18 protein-coding genes are annotated in these 17,933 nt (G+C 57.5%); 14 read left to right on the top strand and 4 right to left on the bottom strand.

Going from position 1 to position 17,933, the window contains the following annotated elements:
• The first annotated feature begins 197 nt into the window (after window positions 1-197).
• The 6 genes from L6D75_RS01640 to L6D75_RS01615 all read left to right on the top strand — a co-directional run bounded on the left by L6D75_RS01640 (window position 198) and on the right by L6D75_RS01615 (window position 5,646).
• The gene (locus L6D75_RS01640) at window positions 198-434 is read left to right on the top strand and encodes a ferredoxin (protein WP_176511205.1); all 237 of its coding nucleotides are present in this window, start codon (window positions 198-200) and stop codon (window positions 432-434) included.
• A gap of 50 nt (window positions 435-484) precedes the next feature.
• Complete coding sequence (locus L6D75_RS01635; protein WP_176511204.1) at window positions 485-1,243, top strand: SDR family NAD(P)-dependent oxidoreductase; 759 nt, start codon at window positions 485-487, stop codon at window positions 1,241-1,243.
• A 67-nt stretch (window positions 1,244-1,310) separates the two neighbouring features.
• On the top strand, window positions 1,311-2,261 hold the full coding sequence (locus L6D75_RS01630; RefSeq protein WP_176511203.1) for a VOC family protein: 951 nt from the start codon (window positions 1,311-1,313) through the stop codon (window positions 2,259-2,261).
• Window position 2,262: 1 nt separating this feature from the next.
• Window positions 2,263-3,147, top strand: a complete 885-nt coding sequence (locus L6D75_RS01625; RefSeq protein WP_176511202.1) for a fumarylacetoacetate hydrolase family protein — start codon at window positions 2,263-2,265, stop codon at window positions 3,145-3,147.
• Window positions 3,148-3,185: 38 nt separating this feature from the next.
• Complete coding sequence (locus L6D75_RS01620) at window positions 3,186-4,772, top strand: MFS transporter (protein ID WP_176511201.1); 1,587 nt, start codon at window positions 3,186-3,188, stop codon at window positions 4,770-4,772.
• A gap of 88 nt (window positions 4,773-4,860) precedes the next feature.
• Entirely contained in the window at window positions 4,861-5,646 is a 786-nt protein-coding gene (locus L6D75_RS01615; protein WP_176511200.1) for an IclR family transcriptional regulator, read from the top strand.
• A gap of 9 nt (window positions 5,647-5,655) precedes the next feature.
• Here the strand turns inward: L6D75_RS01615 and L6D75_RS01610 are convergent, their stop codons facing one another.
• Both L6D75_RS01610 and L6D75_RS01605 read right to left on the bottom strand, forming a co-directional pair.
• Window positions 5,656-6,846: a thiolase family protein gene (locus L6D75_RS01610; protein WP_176511199.1), complete on the bottom strand. Its 1,191-nt coding sequence runs from the start codon at window positions 6,844-6,846 to the stop codon at window positions 5,656-5,658.
• Window positions 6,846-7,244, bottom strand: a complete 399-nt coding sequence (locus tag L6D75_RS01605; RefSeq protein ID WP_176511198.1) for a Zn-ribbon domain-containing OB-fold protein — start codon at window positions 7,242-7,244, stop codon at window positions 6,846-6,848. Before L6D75_RS01605 ends, L6D75_RS01610 begins: the two co-directional genes overlap by 1 nt.
• Window positions 7,245-7,380: 136 nt before the next feature.
• Here L6D75_RS01605 and L6D75_RS01600 point away from each other — a divergent pair, with 136 nt between their 5' ends.
• The 4 genes from L6D75_RS01600 to L6D75_RS01585 all read left to right on the top strand — a co-directional run bounded on the left by L6D75_RS01600 (window position 7,381) and on the right by L6D75_RS01585 (window position 11,271).
• Window positions 7,381-8,082, top strand: coding sequence for an SDR family NAD(P)-dependent oxidoreductase (locus L6D75_RS01600; RefSeq protein WP_176511197.1), 702 nt, complete (start codon window positions 7,381-7,383; stop codon window positions 8,080-8,082).
• Window positions 8,079-9,077, top strand: coding sequence for a fumarylacetoacetate hydrolase family protein (locus L6D75_RS01595; RefSeq protein ID WP_176511196.1), 999 nt, complete (start codon window positions 8,079-8,081; stop codon window positions 9,075-9,077). Before L6D75_RS01600 ends, L6D75_RS01595 begins: the two co-directional genes overlap by 4 nt.
• Before the next feature lie 122 nt (window positions 9,078-9,199).
• Window positions 9,200-10,600, top strand: coding sequence for an aromatic ring-hydroxylating dioxygenase subunit alpha (locus L6D75_RS01590; protein WP_176511195.1), 1,401 nt, complete (start codon window positions 9,200-9,202; stop codon window positions 10,598-10,600).
• A gap of 95 nt (window positions 10,601-10,695) precedes the next feature.
• Entirely contained in the window at window positions 10,696-11,271 is a 576-nt protein-coding gene (locus L6D75_RS01585) for an aromatic-ring-hydroxylating dioxygenase subunit beta (RefSeq protein ID WP_176511194.1), read from the top strand.
• A gap of 84 nt (window positions 11,272-11,355) precedes the next feature.
• On the opposite strand, the gene L6D75_RS01580 is transcribed toward L6D75_RS01585, so the two are convergent.
• Window positions 11,356-12,096, bottom strand: a complete 741-nt coding sequence (locus tag L6D75_RS01580; RefSeq protein WP_176511193.1) for a DUF2889 domain-containing protein — start codon at window positions 12,094-12,096, stop codon at window positions 11,356-11,358.
• Window positions 12,097-12,197: 101 nt separating this feature from the next.
• Here L6D75_RS01580 and L6D75_RS01575 point away from each other — a divergent pair, with 101 nt between their 5' ends.
• Window positions 12,198-12,998 (top strand): SDR family NAD(P)-dependent oxidoreductase, encoded by an 801-nt coding sequence (locus L6D75_RS01575; protein WP_176511192.1) that lies wholly within the window; start codon window positions 12,198-12,200, stop codon window positions 12,996-12,998.
• A gap of 113 nt (window positions 12,999-13,111) precedes the next feature.
• Here L6D75_RS01575 and L6D75_RS01570 read toward each other — a convergent pair whose 3' ends face one another.
• Window positions 13,112-14,743, bottom strand: a complete 1,632-nt coding sequence (locus L6D75_RS01570; RefSeq protein WP_176511191.1) for an ATP-dependent acyl-CoA ligase — start codon at window positions 14,741-14,743, stop codon at window positions 13,112-13,114.
• Between the two features lie 183 nt (window positions 14,744-14,926).
• Here L6D75_RS01570 and L6D75_RS01565 point away from each other — a divergent pair, with 183 nt between their 5' ends.
• The 3 genes from L6D75_RS01565 (at window position 14,927) to L6D75_RS01555 (ending at window position 17,919) form a co-directional block, all read left to right on the top strand.
• Window positions 14,927-15,658 carry a TetR/AcrR family transcriptional regulator gene (locus L6D75_RS01565; protein WP_176511190.1) on the top strand — a complete coding sequence of 244 codons (732 nt, stop codon included), beginning with the start codon at window positions 14,927-14,929 and terminating at the stop codon, window positions 15,656-15,658.
• Between the two features lie 345 nt (window positions 15,659-16,003).
• Window positions 16,004-17,068 carry an amidohydrolase family protein gene (locus tag L6D75_RS01560; protein ID WP_176511189.1) on the top strand — a complete coding sequence of 355 codons (1,065 nt, stop codon included), beginning with the start codon at window positions 16,004-16,006 and terminating at the stop codon, window positions 17,066-17,068.
• Entirely contained in the window at window positions 17,068-17,919 is an 852-nt protein-coding gene (locus L6D75_RS01555; protein ID WP_176511188.1) for a fumarylacetoacetate hydrolase family protein, read from the top strand. The genes L6D75_RS01560 and L6D75_RS01555 overlap by 1 nt, the downstream gene beginning before the upstream one ends.
• Window positions 17,920-17,933: the final 14 nt, after the last annotated feature.

The following is a 17,933-nucleotide window of genomic DNA, read 5'->3' as shown; positions in this document are numbered from 1 at the left end:
TGACTCATAGACAAACGAATTTCCTGCGTCGAACAGGTCTTTTGAATCAGTCTGTTCAACATCCAGTCGCTTCAAGCCCACCAAGGTGTTCCCAAGGCGCCGATGAGTATCAGCATATCCGCGATAAAAATTAATTGCACATAAAATAAATAAGTGTTCATAATTTGCCGTGACTGGACCTGATAAGGAGAAAAAAAGTGAGTTCAGAAAAAGCGCAATTCAAAGCCGTGGCAGACCGTAGCCGCTGCTGTGGTTACGGCTTGTGTGCCGCGATCTGCCCCAACCTGTACAAGCTTGATGCCGATGGTCTGGTGTACATCGACGATGCCCATGTAGCGCCCGAGCTGGAGGAGGAAGCCCGCGAAGGTGCCGCCGCCTGTCCGGCGGAGGCCATCTGGCTTGAGCCCATTACCCCGGAAGACGAATCCGTTTGATGGCGTGAGCACCAGTCGTCACTGATAACCACAGAGTTGAGGATGTGCGGATGGGACGTTTACACAACAAAGTTGCGCTGATCACCGGTACCGGTGGTGGCCAGGGCCGGGCCGCGGCGTTGCGTTTTGCCCGGGAAGGGGCAATCGTGGTCGGTTGCGACTTTAACGCCGAAGGCCATGAAGAGACGGCAGCCTTGATGCGAGACGAGGGGTTTACCCTCTACGGCTCGGCCCCCGTGGACCTGGGCGATCATGTACAGGCCAAGGCCTGGATCGATGCTGCTGTCGTTGAGCACGGCCGCATCGACATTCTGTACAACAATGCGTCCGCCGCACGTTTCGGACTGGTCAGCGAAATGTCGATCGAAGATTGGCAGTTCACCATGCGCAATGAAATCGACCTTCTGTTCTACACCACCAAATATGCCTGGAACCACTTGGCCGAGCAGCGCGGCGTGATTATCAACGTGTCCTCGACTGCCGCCTGGGGTGGTTCAAAAGTGGCGGGTATCTCAGCGCACTCGGCTGCCAAGGGCGCTGTGGTGTCCTTCACGCGGCAATTGGCCGTGGAAGGGGCGCCGTTCGGTATTCGGGCGGTCAGTTTGAGCCCCGGATTTGTCGCTACACCGGGTACTCGGCCGTTTCTGGAAGATCCCAAGATGCGCGCCATGTTGCTGGACGGTGTCTTGATGGACCGCCCGGGCGAGCCCGAAGAAGTCGTGGCGATGGCCGTTTTTGTAGCTTCTGACGAGGCGTCGTTCATTACCGGTTCGGACATCGTCATCGACGGCGGGTTGCTGGCGATCTAATACACGCGACGCCAGAGCAGGTGCCATTTGCACCTTTTCATCTCGAACAATAACAAGGTGAAATAACGTGGACATCATTGGTATCGGATACATGGGGTTCGAAACCCCCAACCTCGAAGCTTGGCGTGAGTATGGCCCGCAGGTGATGGGCTTCGGCATCGGCAAGAATCCTGATAATGACCCGGAGTCGCTGTACTTCAGAATCGACGATCGCCGCCATCGCTTCGCTTTTCATCCAGGCAAAGTGGATCGTATTGCCTATATTGGCTGGGAAGCGGTAGGGCGCATGGCCTTCGAGGACGGTATCAAGAAGCTGGCAGCAGCCAATGTGGAATACACCCGTGGCGACGCTCAATTGTGTGAAAAGCGTGGGGTGCGCGAACTCGTACGCTTCCGTGATCCGGTGGGCTATCAGCACGAATTGTTTTACGGGCAAAAGTGGCTTCCGCGTTCATTCCTGCCTGGCCGCCCACACAGCGGTTTCCTAGCTGATGAACGTGGCGCCGGCCATGTGGTCCTAATCACCCCGGACTACACCCCGGAACTGGAAGACTTCCTGCTCAACGTCATGGGTTTCAGTTGGTATGGCGCGGGCGCGGGCAAGGGACGCACCGGCTTCTTCCGCTCCAAACTCAACCACCACACCAGTCATGACATCGCCTACGGCCATGGACCGGGCCGCATGGGTGTGCAACATGTCGGGCTGTTTGTGCGCAATGTGCGAGATGTTGGCGAAACCTACGACATTGTGCGTCAGCGAGAACTGCCGATGATGATGACCCTGGGTCAACATGCCCAGGATCCCCATCTGTCCTTCTACCATTTCAACCCGTCCGGATTTGCCTTCGAGACCATTGCGGAAATTGAGCCTTGGCAAGGCGATCCCTACGAGTTGAACCCGGAGAAACTCAGCCTGTGGGGGCACGAAATGGTCGGTCCGATTCTCGGTACCAGTGTCAAGACGCCAGAAGAAGTGCTCGATCCTGAGTACTTGCCCATCTACTTGGCCAAACGCTGACATGCGCCTGGCGCGGGTCGAGGTGGCTGGGCAGGCGTTCTGGGCGTCTCTCGACGCGCATGGCAACCGCTTGCGTAGGATTAACGCGCCGTTCGCTGACTGGGCCGGGCTGGGTTCGGGGCTGGTTCCGGACGCGCTCGGTCTGGTTGGCGAGTGGTTGCCGCTGTCTGCCGCACGCTTGCTTGTGCCCCTGGAGCCGGGTGGCAGGGTGTTTGGCGTCGGACTCAATTACCTTAGCCACCTCGAGCGCCTGGGCAGCGCTGCGCCAGCGCATCCCCTGGCTTACATCAAGCCGGAGTCTGCGCTGGTCGGTGCGGAGGACCAGATCGAGTTTCCACCGTTGACCCGCCAACTTGATTACGAAGTGGAACTGGTCGCTGTAGTCGGACGACCACTGCTGGATGAGCCCAATGCCAGTAATTGCTTGCTGGGCTACACGGTAGGTAATGACATCAGTGCGCGCGACGCCGGTAAACAGATTGGCCGCCTTGACCTGTTGACCCAGAAAGCCATGGACCGTACGACCCCGGTGGGACCCTGGATCGTGACGGCGAATGAGTTGCAGATAACAGGACAGCCTGCACTGGATATGCGTCTGAGCGTCAACGATGAGCTACGCCAGCAGGACAATACCCGGCAAATGATTTTTGCTTTGGATGAGCTGCTCAATTATCTGGATGCACGCATCAGCCTGCGTCCGGGCGATCTGGTGTTTACCGGTTCAACCCACGGTGTGGGTCTGGAAAGTGGGCGCTTTTTACAACCGGGGGACCGGGTTGAGGCGCACATTCAAGGCATCGGTCGACTGCGCAATACCATTGCTCTGCCACGTCAGCTCAACCCGGCGCGTGCGGTAGGGCGGCTGGGCCATCCGCTGGAAAACTAATCCCTGATTTCGACAGGCTGAAACGCTGAGGAGTAATGATGAGCGAGGGCTCGGCGTGGGCGCCGTTTCGCAACAAGGCGTTCCGCGGCTTATGGCTGGCAGGCGCAGTGATTAACATGGCGATCTGGATGCAGACGGTCGCTGCAGCGTGGATCATGACCACGTTGACCACATCCGCGGCAATGGTTTCCCTGGTACAAACCGCCGTGACCTTGCCTGTATTTCTATTTGCCTTCCCTGGCGGAGTGATTGCCGATCGGGTGGAGCGTCGCCGTTGGCTGATCATTACGCAGTGCATGATGCTGTTCGCTGCACTGGTCCTGTGCGCACTGGCGTATAGCGCGCATCTGGAAACCTGGGGGCTGTTGGCGTTTACCTTTGTGCTGGGTACCGGCAGTGCCTTGGGAATGTCGGCGTGGATGGTGACGATGGTCAGCGTGATTTCACGGGACCAAGTGCCGGCGGCGGTGTCATTGAACGGTATCGCCATCAATGCTACCCGTGCCTTGGGGCCGGCTCTGGCGGGCGCCCTGATTGCCTACTGGAGCACCGCCTCAGTATTCCTGGTGATAGCGCTGTGCTTGTTCGCTGTGTTGCTTTTCCTATTCAGCCTTACGCCAAGCCCACCGACTGTTGGCTTGCCACCGGAAACCCTGACCGGGGGCATGCGCAGTGGTTTGCGTTATATCCGTCATTCGCCGGTGCTGTTCAATGCGCTGAAGCAGGTCTTGGTATTTACCAGCTGCGCCAGCGCGTTGTGGGCATTGATGCCATTGGTTGCCAAGCAGCAATTGGGCATGGAGGCGGGTGGCTACGGCTTGCTGATGGCGTTTCTAGGGGTGGGGGCTGTATTGGCTGCGTTAATCTTGCCGCGCTTGTATCGCTCGGTGAGCATGCGTCACTTGCTGATCTGCGGCACCGTCGCCTTTGCTGTTGCCACCCTGACCGCTGCGCTGTCGCGTAATCGCTATGGCGTCTGCGCGATGATGTTGCTGGCAGGGGTTGGCTGGATGGCGGTCAATGCGACCATTTCCACGGTTGTGCAGACGTATGCCGCCAACTGGGTGCGTGCACGGGTTGCGTCGGTCTACGTATTGATCCTGATGGGTGCAATGGCCGCCGGAGGAGCGTTATGGGGCGCGCTGGCGCAATCGTTGGGCGTCAGCGAAAGTCTGTTGTTGGCGACGCTATTGTTGTTGGTCGGCCTCCTGTTGACGCGTAGCGGCCGAATAGAACTGGGACATGAAGCGGATTTTGCCGAAGTGCAACTGGCCGACAATCCACAATTGGGTAGTCCGGTTTCCCATGGCGAAGGGCCGGTGTGGGTCGAGATCGTGTACCAGGTGGCTACGTCCGACCGTGATGATTTCCTGAAGGTGGTGTATACCGTAGGCAAGGCGCGGCGGCGCAACGGAGCGCAGAACTGGCGTCTGTATCGCGACATGGCTGACCCGCAGCTTTACAGCGAGCGATTCATTGTCGAGTCCTGGCTGGAATACTTGCGTCAGCAGGTGCGGGTGACCCAGGCAGACCAGACTCAGGAGCGTCTGCTTGAGCGTTTTCGTCGCGAAGACCTGCAAACCCGTCGATTGATCTACCAGCCACTGGAGAGGCAAACCCACTAATTCGTTCGGATAATTCCCAGTTAAAACTTTTACGTTGCCGTTCATTCTCAGGTTAGAATGCCGGCTTCTCAAAGTTACTGGATCGGGCATGGACTTAACTGACGTCAACGACAGCACCAAATCGGCCGGCGCAACCCTCGTCAAGCCCGTTTCCAACGCTATACGCATCCTGCGCTACCTCAGCCAGGCAGGGACACCGGAACGTTCGGTGGACATCGCTCGCCAGTTGAAAATCAATCCCAGCACCTGCTTCAACATCCTGCGTACGCTTGTCCAGGAGGACGTTGTCGACTTCAGTGCACTGTCCAAACGCTATTCGGTTGGCCTAGGGCTGGCGCGTCTTGTCGAACACGTCGTTACCCAGGGCCATCGCGTGCAGATGGCCAAGCCCCTGTTACAAAACCTGGCTGCGCGCCAGCGGGTGACCATCACCCTGTGGCGCAAAATGAGCCCCGACCGGATTGGCATTGTCGCCTCGGCTGCCAGCCCGACCGATGTGCGTATCGATATGGCTGAAGGGCAGCGCCTGCCGATTTTGATGGGCGCCAGTGGGCGCTTGTTCGCGACTCAGATCGACCTCGACGATCCAGAAGTTCAGAGCAGTTTCGACACGATTCGTTGGGCTCAGCCTTTATCGCTGGAGGTTTATCGCGAAGAGGTGAGACAAGCGGCTGAACGCGGTTGGGCCCTTGACGACGGACATTTTTCCGGAGGGATTCTGGCCATTGCCGCGCCGGTCTACTCGCCCAACCACAGCATCGACTTCACGGTTTCCGCAGTGATGTTCCGCGGACAACGGGATGAAGCAGGCCTTGCCGACCTGGGCAAGGCACTGATCGAGTTCTGTAACGAAGTGGCTGGCGTTCTCTACTGAGACGCTTCGTTACTCGCGTACCAACAGCAGGCTGCCACCCAGCGGGCCGCCACCCGCTGCCACCGTACTGACACTGTGTTCACGGGTTTGCCGACCTTCGGCGCGCCCCCACAGTTGCAGACAAGCCTCATGCACATAACCCAGCCCATGGGTTCGACCACCCGAGAGCTGACCGCCGTTAGTATTGAGCGGCAGGCTGCCATCCAATGCGATGCGGTTGCCGCCCTCAACGAAGGCGCCACTCTCTCCGGTAGGGCACAGGCCCAAGGCCTCTAGCCAGATCATCGTCAGTATCGAAAATCCGTCATACAACTGCGCGGAGCCCACATCCTGCGGGGTGTAGTCGGTGCGCGCCCACATCATCTGCCCGACGTCGAAAGCGGCCATTTTTGTCAGCGAGATCTGGTCCCACGACCACGGCTGATTCAACGCTGAGCCCATGGCCTCGATGCGAATGGGTTTGTTCGGTAGGTCCTGAGCGATATCGCGGCGCGACAGCACAATGGCGGTGGAGCCATCGCAATGCACGTCGCAGTCGAACATGCGCAACGGCGAGGAAATCATCCGCGAGGCCATGTAGTCGTCCATACTCATGGGCGTGCGATACAGCGCCTTGGGATTGCGCGTGGCGTTCTGCCGACACGTCAGGGCGATCTGTGCCAGTTGCTCGGGGCGGGTGCCGTACTCGTGGAAGTGACGCTGGGCATACAGCGCCATCAGGTTAATGCCCGATTGCACATTGAAGGGGGTGAACCATTGCCAGGCATAGCTGCTGTCGCGGCCCTGGGTTTTGTTGGTCAGGGCACCCGCCTGTTTATTGGTCATGCGGGCCGATGCTTCGGTGATGGTGCGAAACACCAGTACGTGATTGCACAGGCCGGCTGCAATCGCCATAGCCCCGTTGATCACCCCGGTGAGCGGGCCGGGTCCCTCATACCCACCGCCGAACCAGTTGACGTTGAGCCCCAGGGCACTTTTCAGTGCGCTGGGGCCGACCGGTGAGAACGGGTCGCCATTGTTGTTGTCACCAGGCCAGCAGGCCACACCGTCGATGTCGCTGCGCTGAAGGCCTGCGTCGGCAATGGCTTGCAGGCACGCATCCAGGGTCAGGCGCATGGCGGATTTGTTTGACGGTCGTCCGATTTCCGATTGGCCGATGCCGGTGATGGCGACGTCTTTTTCATAACGATGATCGAACATCACTGATCCTTCTCGAACAGAGGCAACCAGACATCCTCGACATTGAGGAAGCTGACCCGTACCGGCATGTCGATATGCACATCCGTGACCGGCAGGCCCACCACGTTGCTCACGAACTGCAAGCCGGGTTGTTCCGCCAGCTCAATGATCGCGACCACATAGGGCACCTCAAGGTCGGGGTTCCAGGCCTGATAGTTAATGGTGTAGCTGAGCACTTTGCCCTTGCCGGACACCGCTTTGGGCGCCACTTCGAAGCTGGCGCAGTGGGGGCACAACGGGGCGGGCGGATGGAAATAGCGGCTGCAGGCCGCGCAGTGATGAATGAGCAATTCGCCCTGTTCGCCGCCTTGCCAGAAGGCGCGGGTATCGGCGTTGAGTGCAGGAAGTTTTCTAGGCATCAGCGGTCCGCAGGTGAATGTTTGACTTGAGGTCATACGGTATCATTTGTACATATTTTAAAAAAGTGTCATATATTTACCCGAAAGAAGGCGAGGGCCGACTGTCCACGCCGTAAAACAACAAGAGGATTTCACGATGTCCCAGTCACTACTGGACAAGAGGGTAGTCGTCACCGGTGGCTTTGGTGCCCTCGGCAGCACGCTTGGTAAATTCCTGTTGGCACGCGGCGCCCGGGTTGCCTTGCTAGATCGTGCCGAGGTGCCGGCTGCCTTGCTCGATACGGAGAATCTGCTGTGTCTGGGCGGTGTCGACCTGACTTCGGCGGAATCTGCCAGCGCTGCGTTTGAACAGGTTGCGGCGCAGATGGGAGGCATTGATGGTCTGGTCAATGTAGCGGGCGGCTTCGCCTGGGAGACCATCGAAGGTGGCACCCTGGATACCTGGGATCGCCTTTATCAGATGAACGTGCGTACCGCCGTGGCCAGTTCGCAATCGGCGCTGCCGCAGTTGTTGGCCTCTGGGGCGGGGCGCATCGTCAATATCGGAGCACTGGCCTCTGTCAAAGCTGCAACAGGAATGGGAGCCTACGCGGCTTCCAAGGCCGGAGTAGCCCGCTTGACCGAGGCTTTGGCTGAAGAGCTGAAGGATCGTGGCGTAACGGTCAACGCCGTGTTGCCAAGCATTATTGACACCCCGGCCAACCGCGTCGACATGCCTGATGCGGACAGTAGCCGTTGGGTGACGCCGGAGAAACTGGCGGCAGTGGTTGCGTTTCTTCTGTCAGATGACGCCGCAGCCGTAACCGGTGCGCTGCTGCCTGTGAGTGGCCGTGTATGAGACTGGTGACCTACACCGACTCCGACGGTTTTGATCGCGCGGGTGCGTTGTTGAATAAGGATCAGCAAGTGCTGGACCTGCAGAGTGCGTATCGCTTGCTGGAAAGTCGTGACAGTGTGGCTTTGAGCAGCATTCTGGCCCTGGTGGAAGCAGGTGAACCGGCGCTGGAACTGGCGCGTTCTCTGGTGGCCAAGGCGCCATCGGCGGCAGTGCTGGAGCGTTCCAGTGTGAAACTGCGAGCGCCGATTCAGCCCCCGCCGCAAATGCGCGACTGCTCCTGCTTCGAACTTCACTTGCGCCAAAGCTTCGCGGCGGCCCGTCGTGCTCGTGCGTTGCGCACCGAAGATCCGGAAGCCACCTTGAAGGCGATGAACACTCGCGCCGACGACCGGGTGATCGAGACCTTCAACAAGCAGCCCATCTACTACAAGGGCAACCGTTTTGCCGTGATTGGCATCGACGATGAGTTCCAGTGGCCGAGTTTCAGTCGTGCGATGGACTTTGAACTGGAGTTCGGCTGCTACATCGGCAAGCGTGGCAAGGACATCAGCCGAGAAGCTGCCCGTGCGCATATCGTCGGTTACACCATCTTCAACGACATGAGTGCCCGCGACGCCCAGGCACTGGAAATGCCCGGCATGCTTGGCCCGGCCAAGAGCAAGGACTTCGATACGGCCAACATCATGGGCCCTTGCCTGGTCACCGCTGATGAGTTGGGTGATCCCTATGACCTGAACATGATTGCTCGGGTCAACGGTGAAGAGTGGGGGCGCGGTAATACCCGTGACATGCGCTGGAGCTTTGAAGACGTCATTGCCCATGTTTCCCGTTCGGAAACCTTGTATCCCGGTGAATTCCTGGGCTCAGGCACTGTGGGTAACGGCTGCGGACTGGAACAGCTGCGCTACTTGAAACCCGGCGATGTGGTTGAGCTGGAGATCGATGGCATCGGTGTACTGCGCACTCAAGTCGGCACGGCACCTGTTAAGGGCTGATGGCCGTGCGCATGTCCGAAGGATTTGCTTACATCTCGAAGTGAATTCTATGTACACAAATGGGAAAAGTGTCTTATATTTCGTCGCGACTACCGTTGTGACGCTCTGATCAGGAGGCAATCATGCTAACAAGAACAAGCCCCGTATTGTCTGATGGAACCAAAGTTTCAGATCTCATTTATACCTCCAGCCGTGAAGTGCAGATGCGCGTGTTGTCGGACCGCGAAATCTACGAACTAGAGATGGAAAAAATCTTCGGCAAGATCTGGGTGTTCCTGGGGCACGAGTCGGAAATCCCGAACTCCGGCGATTTCGTTGTTCGTGACATGGGCTCGGACTCGGTCATTGTTGCCCGTGGCAAGCAAGGTGAGGTTTTCGTCACCCTTAACGTGTGCCCGCACCGTGGCATGCGCATCAGCACCGCCGACTGCGGTAATACGCAAATCCACAAATGCATCTATCACGGCTGGGCTTTCCGCCCCAATGGCGACTTTATCGGCTCGCCCGTCGAACGCGAATGCATGCACGGCAAAATGCTGCCCAAAGAAGAGCTCGGCCTGAAAAAGGCGCGGGTGACGCTCTATGGCGGGCTTGTGTTTGCCACCTGGAACATTGAGGGGCCGTCGTTTGAGGAGTTCCTGGGTGATGCCAAGTGGTATTACGACATGCTGTTCTGTCGCTCCGACAAAGGCATGGAAGTGCTCGGCCCACCGCAACGCTTTATCGTCAATGCCAACTGGAAAACCGCTGGCGAGCAGTCGGCGGCCGACGGATTCCACACATTGACCTTGCACCGCTGGTTGGGCGAAGTGGGCAACTACGCCAAGAAAGGCGAGGGCGAAACGGCCGACCTCAGCCCGGAAATGATCGGCGTCGAAATCAGCTCACCCCACGGCCATGCGCTTCGCTGCATCGACCTGGCCCGTAAGATCAAGCGCCTGACAGGCCTCGACCCGGCAGAACTGACTGTTCAGCAGAAGCTTGAGGCGTTGCCGCCGGCGGGTATGACTGCTGACATGATTGATCAACTGGCGCGCAACCTGTCGGAAGATCAGTTGCAAGTACTGACCAGCATGCCGCCACAAGTCGGCGGGATGTTCCCGAACATTCTGTTTGGCTTTGTCTACATTCCGCAGCCAGACGGCAGCGTAGTCGGCTCGATGACCATGCACGCTTATGTGCCGCGGGGTCCAGACAAGCTGGAGTTCGTCAACTGGGTATTTGCCGAGAAAGACGCATCGCCAGAGTTGCGCGACAAGATGCTCAAGCAAACCATCCAGCTGTTCGGCACGTCGGGCATGGTGGAGCAGGATGACTCCGATACCTGGCCGCACATGACCTTGGCCGCCAAAGGTGCGATGGGTCGCAAGAGCACGCTCAAGTACCAGGCCTGTTTTGAAACCGGCGCACCTGAAGGCTGGCCTGGCCCCGGCATCGTCAATGAAGGCTTCACCAAGGACGATACCCAGTGGCACTGGTGGTTGTACTGGCATGAGCTGATGACCGCACCGGACGAAGAATAAGCGCCCGTTGGGCCTGGTTCGACTGCGATCCTCATAGGTCGCTGTCGCCGGTTACAGCGTTAACAAGTACAAGAATAAAAGTGAGGGAATGACTCATGGCTCAGGTTCAACAACGCGGTGTGGAGGATATCCAGCCGGGTTCCCCGGTCGGCATCAAGCGAGTGCCGGTGGGCTCACCGATTTACAACGATGTGGTCACCTTTCTCTACGAGGAGGCCACACTGCTCGACCAGATTCGCCTGCAAGAATGGGCCGAACGCCTGGACACCGATCTGGTGTACACCGTACCGCTGCGCCAGACTCGCCTGGCGTCCGAGCTGAGAACCACCATTGTGCGCAGTGTTCAGCACTACCACGATGACTACCGTTCGATCATGGGGCGCGTTTTGCGCTTGTCCGGCAAAAGCGCCTGGGCCGAAGATCCTCCCTCGCGCACCCGACGTCTGGTGACCAACGTGTTTGTCGAAGAGACAGACAAGAGTGATGAGTTTGTGGTGACCAGTTACCTGCTGCTGACCCGTAGCCGTTTCAACGATCACCATGTCGATATCATCAGCGGTGAGCGACGTGATGTGCTGCGCCTCGGTGAGGCCGGTTTCAAGTTGGCGCGACGCGAGGTCATCCTCGATCAGGCGGTACTCGGCACACCCAATCTGGCCGTCTTTCTCTAGGTTGCATCGGCGCTCTGGGGCCAACCCGGATCGCCGTGCGTTGCGGGCATTGGCCGCGCTGCTATTGAACAACCAGCAGCGCGACTAATGGCGCAGCCTTAGCCACTCCTGATCCTGGGCACACAGCTGCTGTTGCTTTTCGCTGAAGTCCAGGGTCGAACCTTTCATTCGAAGCGCCTGCTCGGCGCGTTCGGATTGTTGGCTGTAGCACAGACCCGTGTCCATCGCATGAACCTGCTCATCGAGATTAAAGGCGCGTCCCATCGAGATCAGCGTGCAACGGCGAAGTAGCAACGCCGCTTCGGCCATTTCTTCCGTGAGAGTACTCAACGCCCAGCGCGCCATGCCTTCGCGAAGGTTGATGCCGGTGTAGGGCAATGGCCCTTCGAGCATTGTGCCGTTTACCGCCCAGCTCAGTAGTTCTTCGTGATCGCGGATCAAGGTGGCACGTGTGCGATTGTGGATGCGCTGGCGCACTTCAATGTCATAGCGGCGCTGGCGGGTGTTGCGCTCGGCAGCAGCGATAGCGAGCCCCGCCAGGTCGAGCAAGTGAGTGCATTGATGACTGGCATCGGTTTGCCGGGTGACTGAATGGGCAACACGGTCCAGCTCCATGCCAAGCAACAGCTGTAATTGATCACAGGCCTGCGGACACAGGGAAAAAGGATAACGCAGCGCTTCACCGCCGATGGCACTCACCACGCCTGCGCGATGGCGAACCCATACACGGAAGTGGTGAAAGTCGTCTTCCAGAGCGGCGCGGACTTCACCCGCATCACTGGTACGGGTAGCAATGATCTCTACGCGACGGCGGAAAACACTCATCCTCAATATCCTTGTTCCAGTGCTGTTCAGACGGTAAGAATCGGGTATATTTGAACACTATATTAAATAATGTTCACTAAAAACAAGAAAAAGGGGTGGTTATGGCTCTGTTAAACGAACAGGTTGCGTTGATCACTGGCGCCGGAGGCGGCATTGGCCGCGGGATTGCGCTGAACTTTGCCAAGGAAGGTGCAGCCGTGGTGGTTGCCGAACTGGACGTGGTCAGCGGAGAAGCCGTTGTCGCTGAACTCAAAGCGCTGGGTGGCAAGGCTGTATTCATCAAGACCGACGTGTGCAACAAGGCGGACATCGAAGCGGCGGTGCAATTGGCCGTGGATCAATTTGGTGGCCTGGATATCCTGGTCAACAACGCCTTCGCCCCGACACCCAATGTGCTCCTGGAAGAAAAAACCGATGCAATGCTGGAGCAAACCCTCGGTTCCACTGTATGGGCCGCGTGGTGGGCGATGAAAGCAGCGCTGCCGCATATGAAGGCGCGTGGCGGTGGCAAGATCATCAACTTCTACTCCATCGATATCGAGATCGGCGCCTGGCTGCATGGCGACTACAACACGGCGAAATCAGCGATTGTCGGACTGACCCGTAGCGCTGCCTCTGAGTGGGGACGGTTCAACATCCGTACCAATGCCATTGCGCCGACCGCAATGGGGGCGACGTTCCACAAGCTTGCTGCAGAAAACCCAGGTTTCGCGGAAATGTCTGCTTCGATGCGTCCGTTGGGTCGCTGCGGTGAACCCGAAGCGGACATTGGGCCGGTGGTGGTGTTCCTGGCATCAGAGATGTCGCGTTTTATCACTGGCGAGACCATTCATGTTGACGGTGGCCTGCACTTGCCAGGTTACAACTCTCGTCCGAAAGGCATTCCCGTACGCGAGTATTGATTCACCCCGTTCAATGTAGGAGCGAGCTTGCTCGCGATGAACTCAAGGATAACGTGTTCCACCAGGAAATAAGAAAGCCCGCTTGCAGCGGGCTTGTTTCGTTGGCGGGCCGATTATTTTTTGGAGACTACGATTGAGGTTGTTTCCAGATCCCACGTAGTCCGGGTTTTACCCTCATCGCGCAGCAGATACTTCAAAACCCGACCCTGCGGGTTCTTCGGCAAACTGCTGCGAAACTCGATATAGCGGGGCAGGGCATAGTAGGGGACCGAGTCGGTGGCCCAGTGGAACAACTCCTCTGGCGCGAGTGTCGCTCCTTCATGTAGAACCGCCGTGACCTTCACATCGTCCTCGCCTTTGTCCGACGGCACGGCATGTACCGCAACTTCGGCCAGTGCCGGGTGAACAGCGAATGCGGCTTCCATTTCAAAGCTGGAAATGTTTTCACCACGGCGGCGTAAGTAATCCTTCTTGCGATCCACGAAATAGAAGAACCCGTCGTCATCGAACTTGCCAATATCTCCGGTGTGGAACCACATGTTGCGCATCAATTTCTGGGTATCTTCCGGCCGGCGCCAGTAGCCCTGGAACATGATGTCCGGGCGCAGCGGACGGACGACGATTTCGCCAGCGCTATTGGGCTCCACTTCTTGATCGAGGTCGTCGACAATGCGTACATCGAAGTCCGGGATACGTTTGCCCGATGAGCCCGGCGCCGCGTATTCACCGGCGGCCAGCGAGGTGATAACGCAGGCTTCGGTCAGGCCATAGCCGTTGCCGCCCACCAGCTTGGTGCCGAAACGCTCACGCCAGATCTTCTTGGTTTCTTCCGTGTAGGGATTGCCACGGGCAGTATGGATCTGCCCGACACAACGCAACATGGCGTCATTGTCCGGCGCCTGGGCAAGGAGGCCACCCATACCGCCAAGAATCGAGGCAATCGTGGCACCTGAGCGCTCTACTTCCTGCCAGAAGTTGGAAACCGAAAAACGCGGGAGAATCGCGGCGCGGGCTCCCACCAGAATGCTGGCGATAATCGACACGCAAAGTGCATTCATGTGGAACAACGGCAACGGCGTGATGGTGACGTCATTGGCGTTGGCCGGGCCGGCACGCAGTTGCAGGCGTGCGAGATTGCACATGAAGTTGTAGCTGATCATGCATCCCTTGGACGGACCCGTGGTGCCTGAGGTGTAAATCAGGCAGGCAAGATCCGATGGTTGCGGTTTGGTACGGAGCGGGGTGGTGTCATGGCCACGGAATTCATCCAGTGGTGCCACGCGAATCCGACAATCCGTCAAGGCTTCGGGAGTGCCCCGATAAAGGATATGGCGCACGTCCTGCAGCTGTTCAGCCAGGGAGGTAACGCGTGGCAGGTAAGCGGACTCGCAGATCACTACCGAAGTGCCGGTGTCGGCGATTTGGTGACGCAGGAATTCCCCTTTAAGGGCGGTATTGATCGGCACACTCACGGCGCAGAGCTTGTTGATCGCCAGCCAGGTGGTGACCGCATCGATATTGTTATCGAGCATGGTCAGCACGGTTTCACCCGCCTTGACGCCGAGGCAGGCAAGGGCGTTGGCCATTTTTGTAGAGAGTGAGTCAACCTGAGCGTATGTGTATAGATCTCCGCTAAAATCCAGCAAGATTTTGTCTGGATGCCTTGCTACCGCACGATCTAGCGCTTCGATGACCGTGTCTCGTTCTCCCACTGCCCAGGTGTCTGGATTGCCGCTGCTGCCCATGAATTTTCTCCGTTTTAGGTACCACTAGCCGTTGGTGTGCCTGATTTTATTTTGATAGGAGAATTGGATTCTAACTAGAAATTTTTTGAATGTCTTTAGCGATAAGTTGAACATGAAACGCTATTCGTGCACAAATTCCGTGCTAGTATTGATTATCTTTACTCTCAATGAGCCCATCAATCCATGCCAAAAGACGCATCCCAGAGAGCAGAAGCCCCCGCGCCAGCCCCTAAGACGAAAAAAAATGTGGCGTTGGACGCGGGTGCAGAAGCGGGTAAGTCGCTGGACCGACGCACCGGCCCTAAAGCAGTCGCAGCTGCCAAGGTCAAACCCAACAAGCGTTCCGAAGAAACCATTGCAAATATCTTGAAAGCCACCGAAGAGGTGGTGTTGATGTCGGGTGCAGACCGTATCTCGATCCTGGATGTGTGCCAGGTCGCCGGTGTTTCGCGAGGTACATTTTATCGCTACTTCGCCTCGCAAGAGGACCTTCTGGACACCTTTTCTCGGCATAAACGCGAAAGTTTCCATAGCTCACTGTCGCGGGAGCTGGGCCATATCAATGACCCAGAGGCGCGTCTTAATGCCTTGTTTGCCTATCTTGACAACTATCTCGAACAAAGCCGTGCGCGTCGCTTGCTAGTGGTCGCTCCTGACTACGCGCTGGGTTTTTTCCGCCGAATCTTCCACGATTCGATCGTGCGGTTTCAGGATGGTCTGGGAATCGTTTTCGACGATTGGGATGATCGCCTCGGGGTACGTCTGGATCGTGAACTGATCTGCGAAATGATCATTCGTTATGTGCTGAGCGAAATACTGGTGCCGGAGGCGGCGGGTCGTCGCTTGTTCCCGGTGCGGGTGAAAAAGCTCCTTGGTGCGCTGATCATGGGGTCCACCTCGCGTACTCGCCGCTAAATCTTAAAAACTCCCTTCTCTTGCATGAGAGCCCCCGATTTTCGGGGGCTTTTCGTTTCTGTATGCGTCCATTTTCATTCCTGCATTCTGCATTTCAGTCCTCGAACTGCATTTTTTGGCCGCTTCTCGATGTTCTCGACTTGGCTCGAAGGCTCTAGCGTGGGCCTTCTCGTACGGTATAAAAATAAATTGAACAGAATTTTGATTTCTGCTCAATTTAAATTTAATCTTTGGTCCTAGCAGCGAGCCTTTCGGCTTACCCTTTCCGTGACAGCTTGCGTCTGGTCACGGGGAGGCAGCGAGCTAACAAACCAACAAAAAGTGCCAACTTCGAGGTACCTAGACATGCTTATCGATCTCCATGCTCACGCTCCCCATCCGGGCTACTACAACCAACATCCTCACTGGGGACCGTTTTTTGAGCAACACGCTGACGGTGACATCAAGCTACGTGTAGGGGATTGGATTCTTGGTCTGGGATCGCCAGAACGTAAGGCCGCCGTACGCTCCGGCAACGGCCCCAAGCTGGAAGAATATTTTTCTCGCTGGGCTGATCCGAAAGTGCGCCTGGCGGGCATGAATGCCGCTGGGCAGAACCTGCAGGTGGTTTCTGTCCCTTCGCATTGCTACATGTACTGGACCGAAGCAGAGTTCGCCGTGCCGTTTGCCCGTACGGTCAACAGAACCCTGGCTGAATATTGCTCCGCAGCGCCAGATCGTCTGATGTTCTGGGCCCATGCGCCCCTCAATGTCCCGGAAGCGGCTGCTGCTGAAATTCGCTATGCCTGCACAGAGTTGGGTGCCAAAGGCCTGGTGGCGGGGGGCGCCAACTTCGGTGGCCTGGAATTCGATTCGCCGGAACTCGACGTGGTATGGCGCACCCTTTGCGACCTGGATTTGCCGATTTTCGTGCACGGCTACAACCAGTCGGTCACCTGGGGCAAGAACGCCAACGACGACCGCTACGAAACCACCGCGATCGTCGGCATGCAGTACGACGAAACCCGTTGCTTCTGGAACTTGATCTGCGGCGGTGTGCTGGACCGCTTCCCGGACCTCAAGGTCTACATCACCCACGGTGGTGGTTATGTGCCGTACCAGCTCGGTCGCCTGGCCAAGACCAACGAAAACCTCGACGTCAAATACAACAAGAAACCACTGCTCGAATACATGAAGAACTTCTACTTCGACGTGGAGCTGCATGAAGTACCCATGCGTCAGGCGTTGGTCGACATCATTGGTGCTGACCATGTTTTGTACGGCAGCAATTTTGGTGGCAGCGACGCGGTCCGCCACGACTTGACCCACGGACTGCAGTTGTCCGAGGCTGATATGCGCAAGATCCGTTATGAAAACGCATGCCGTTTGCTGCACCTGGACCCGGCCAAGTTGGGCAAGGTAGGTGCCTGATGAAGCTGGCGCGATGTGAATATTTTGGGACGGGTGTTTTTTGGGCTGTTGTCGATGTCGCCCAAGACCAGGTGACCCCTATTTCCGGTGAGTTCAATGACTGGGCGCCAGCAGTGGCGGCCGGTCGCGGAATCAGTTCGGTGCGTCTCTCGGGTTCTTCGCTTCCTTTATCGAAAGTGCGCCTGCTACCGCCGATTGAGCCCGTCAATCGGGTGGTGGTGGCGGGTGCCAATTACGCCAAACACTTGGTGGAATTCGGGTTGAATGCACCGGCTCAGCCCGTCGCTTTTCTCAAGGCCTATGGGGCGTTGATCGGTGCCAACGACCCCATTCGTTTCCCGCCATTGACGCAAGAACTTGATCACGAAGTGGAGCTGGTCGCAGTCATCGGCACCCCCGAGATTGACCTGGAGAACCCGCTGGCCTGCGTACTCGGATACACCGTCGGCAACGACGTCAGTGCCCGAGACTTGCAGCGCAGTGGCCCCGCAGGTATCGGCATGGACTTGTTCGCGGCTAAAAGCCAGGACCAGACCACGGGCCTTGGACCGTGGATCGTCACCAAGGACGAGTTTGCGCAAGGCTCGCCAAAGCTACGTCTGACTTTGAAAGTGAATGGTGAAGTGCGCCAAGACGGCTCCACCGGCGAAATGACCTGGGATGTGGGGCAACTGATCCGCTTTGTGCAGCAACGTTCGAGTTTTGCCGCTGGCGATGTGTTGTTCACAGGTTCCCCAGCAGGTGTGGGAATGGGGACCGGTCTGTTCCTCAAAGAGGGCGATGTGGTTGAAGCCAGCGTTGAAGGTATCGGCACGCTGCGCAACGTGGTCAGTAAAAAGAACCGAGCCTAAAAAGAGAGCCGAAC

The sequence above is a fragment of the Pseudomonas faucium genome (assembly GCF_021602585.1).
GTDB classification, from domain to species: Bacteria; Pseudomonadota; Gammaproteobacteria; order Pseudomonadales; family Pseudomonadaceae; genus Aquipseudomonas; species Aquipseudomonas faucium.
This window is presented reverse-complemented; position numbering and strand designations above follow the sequence as displayed.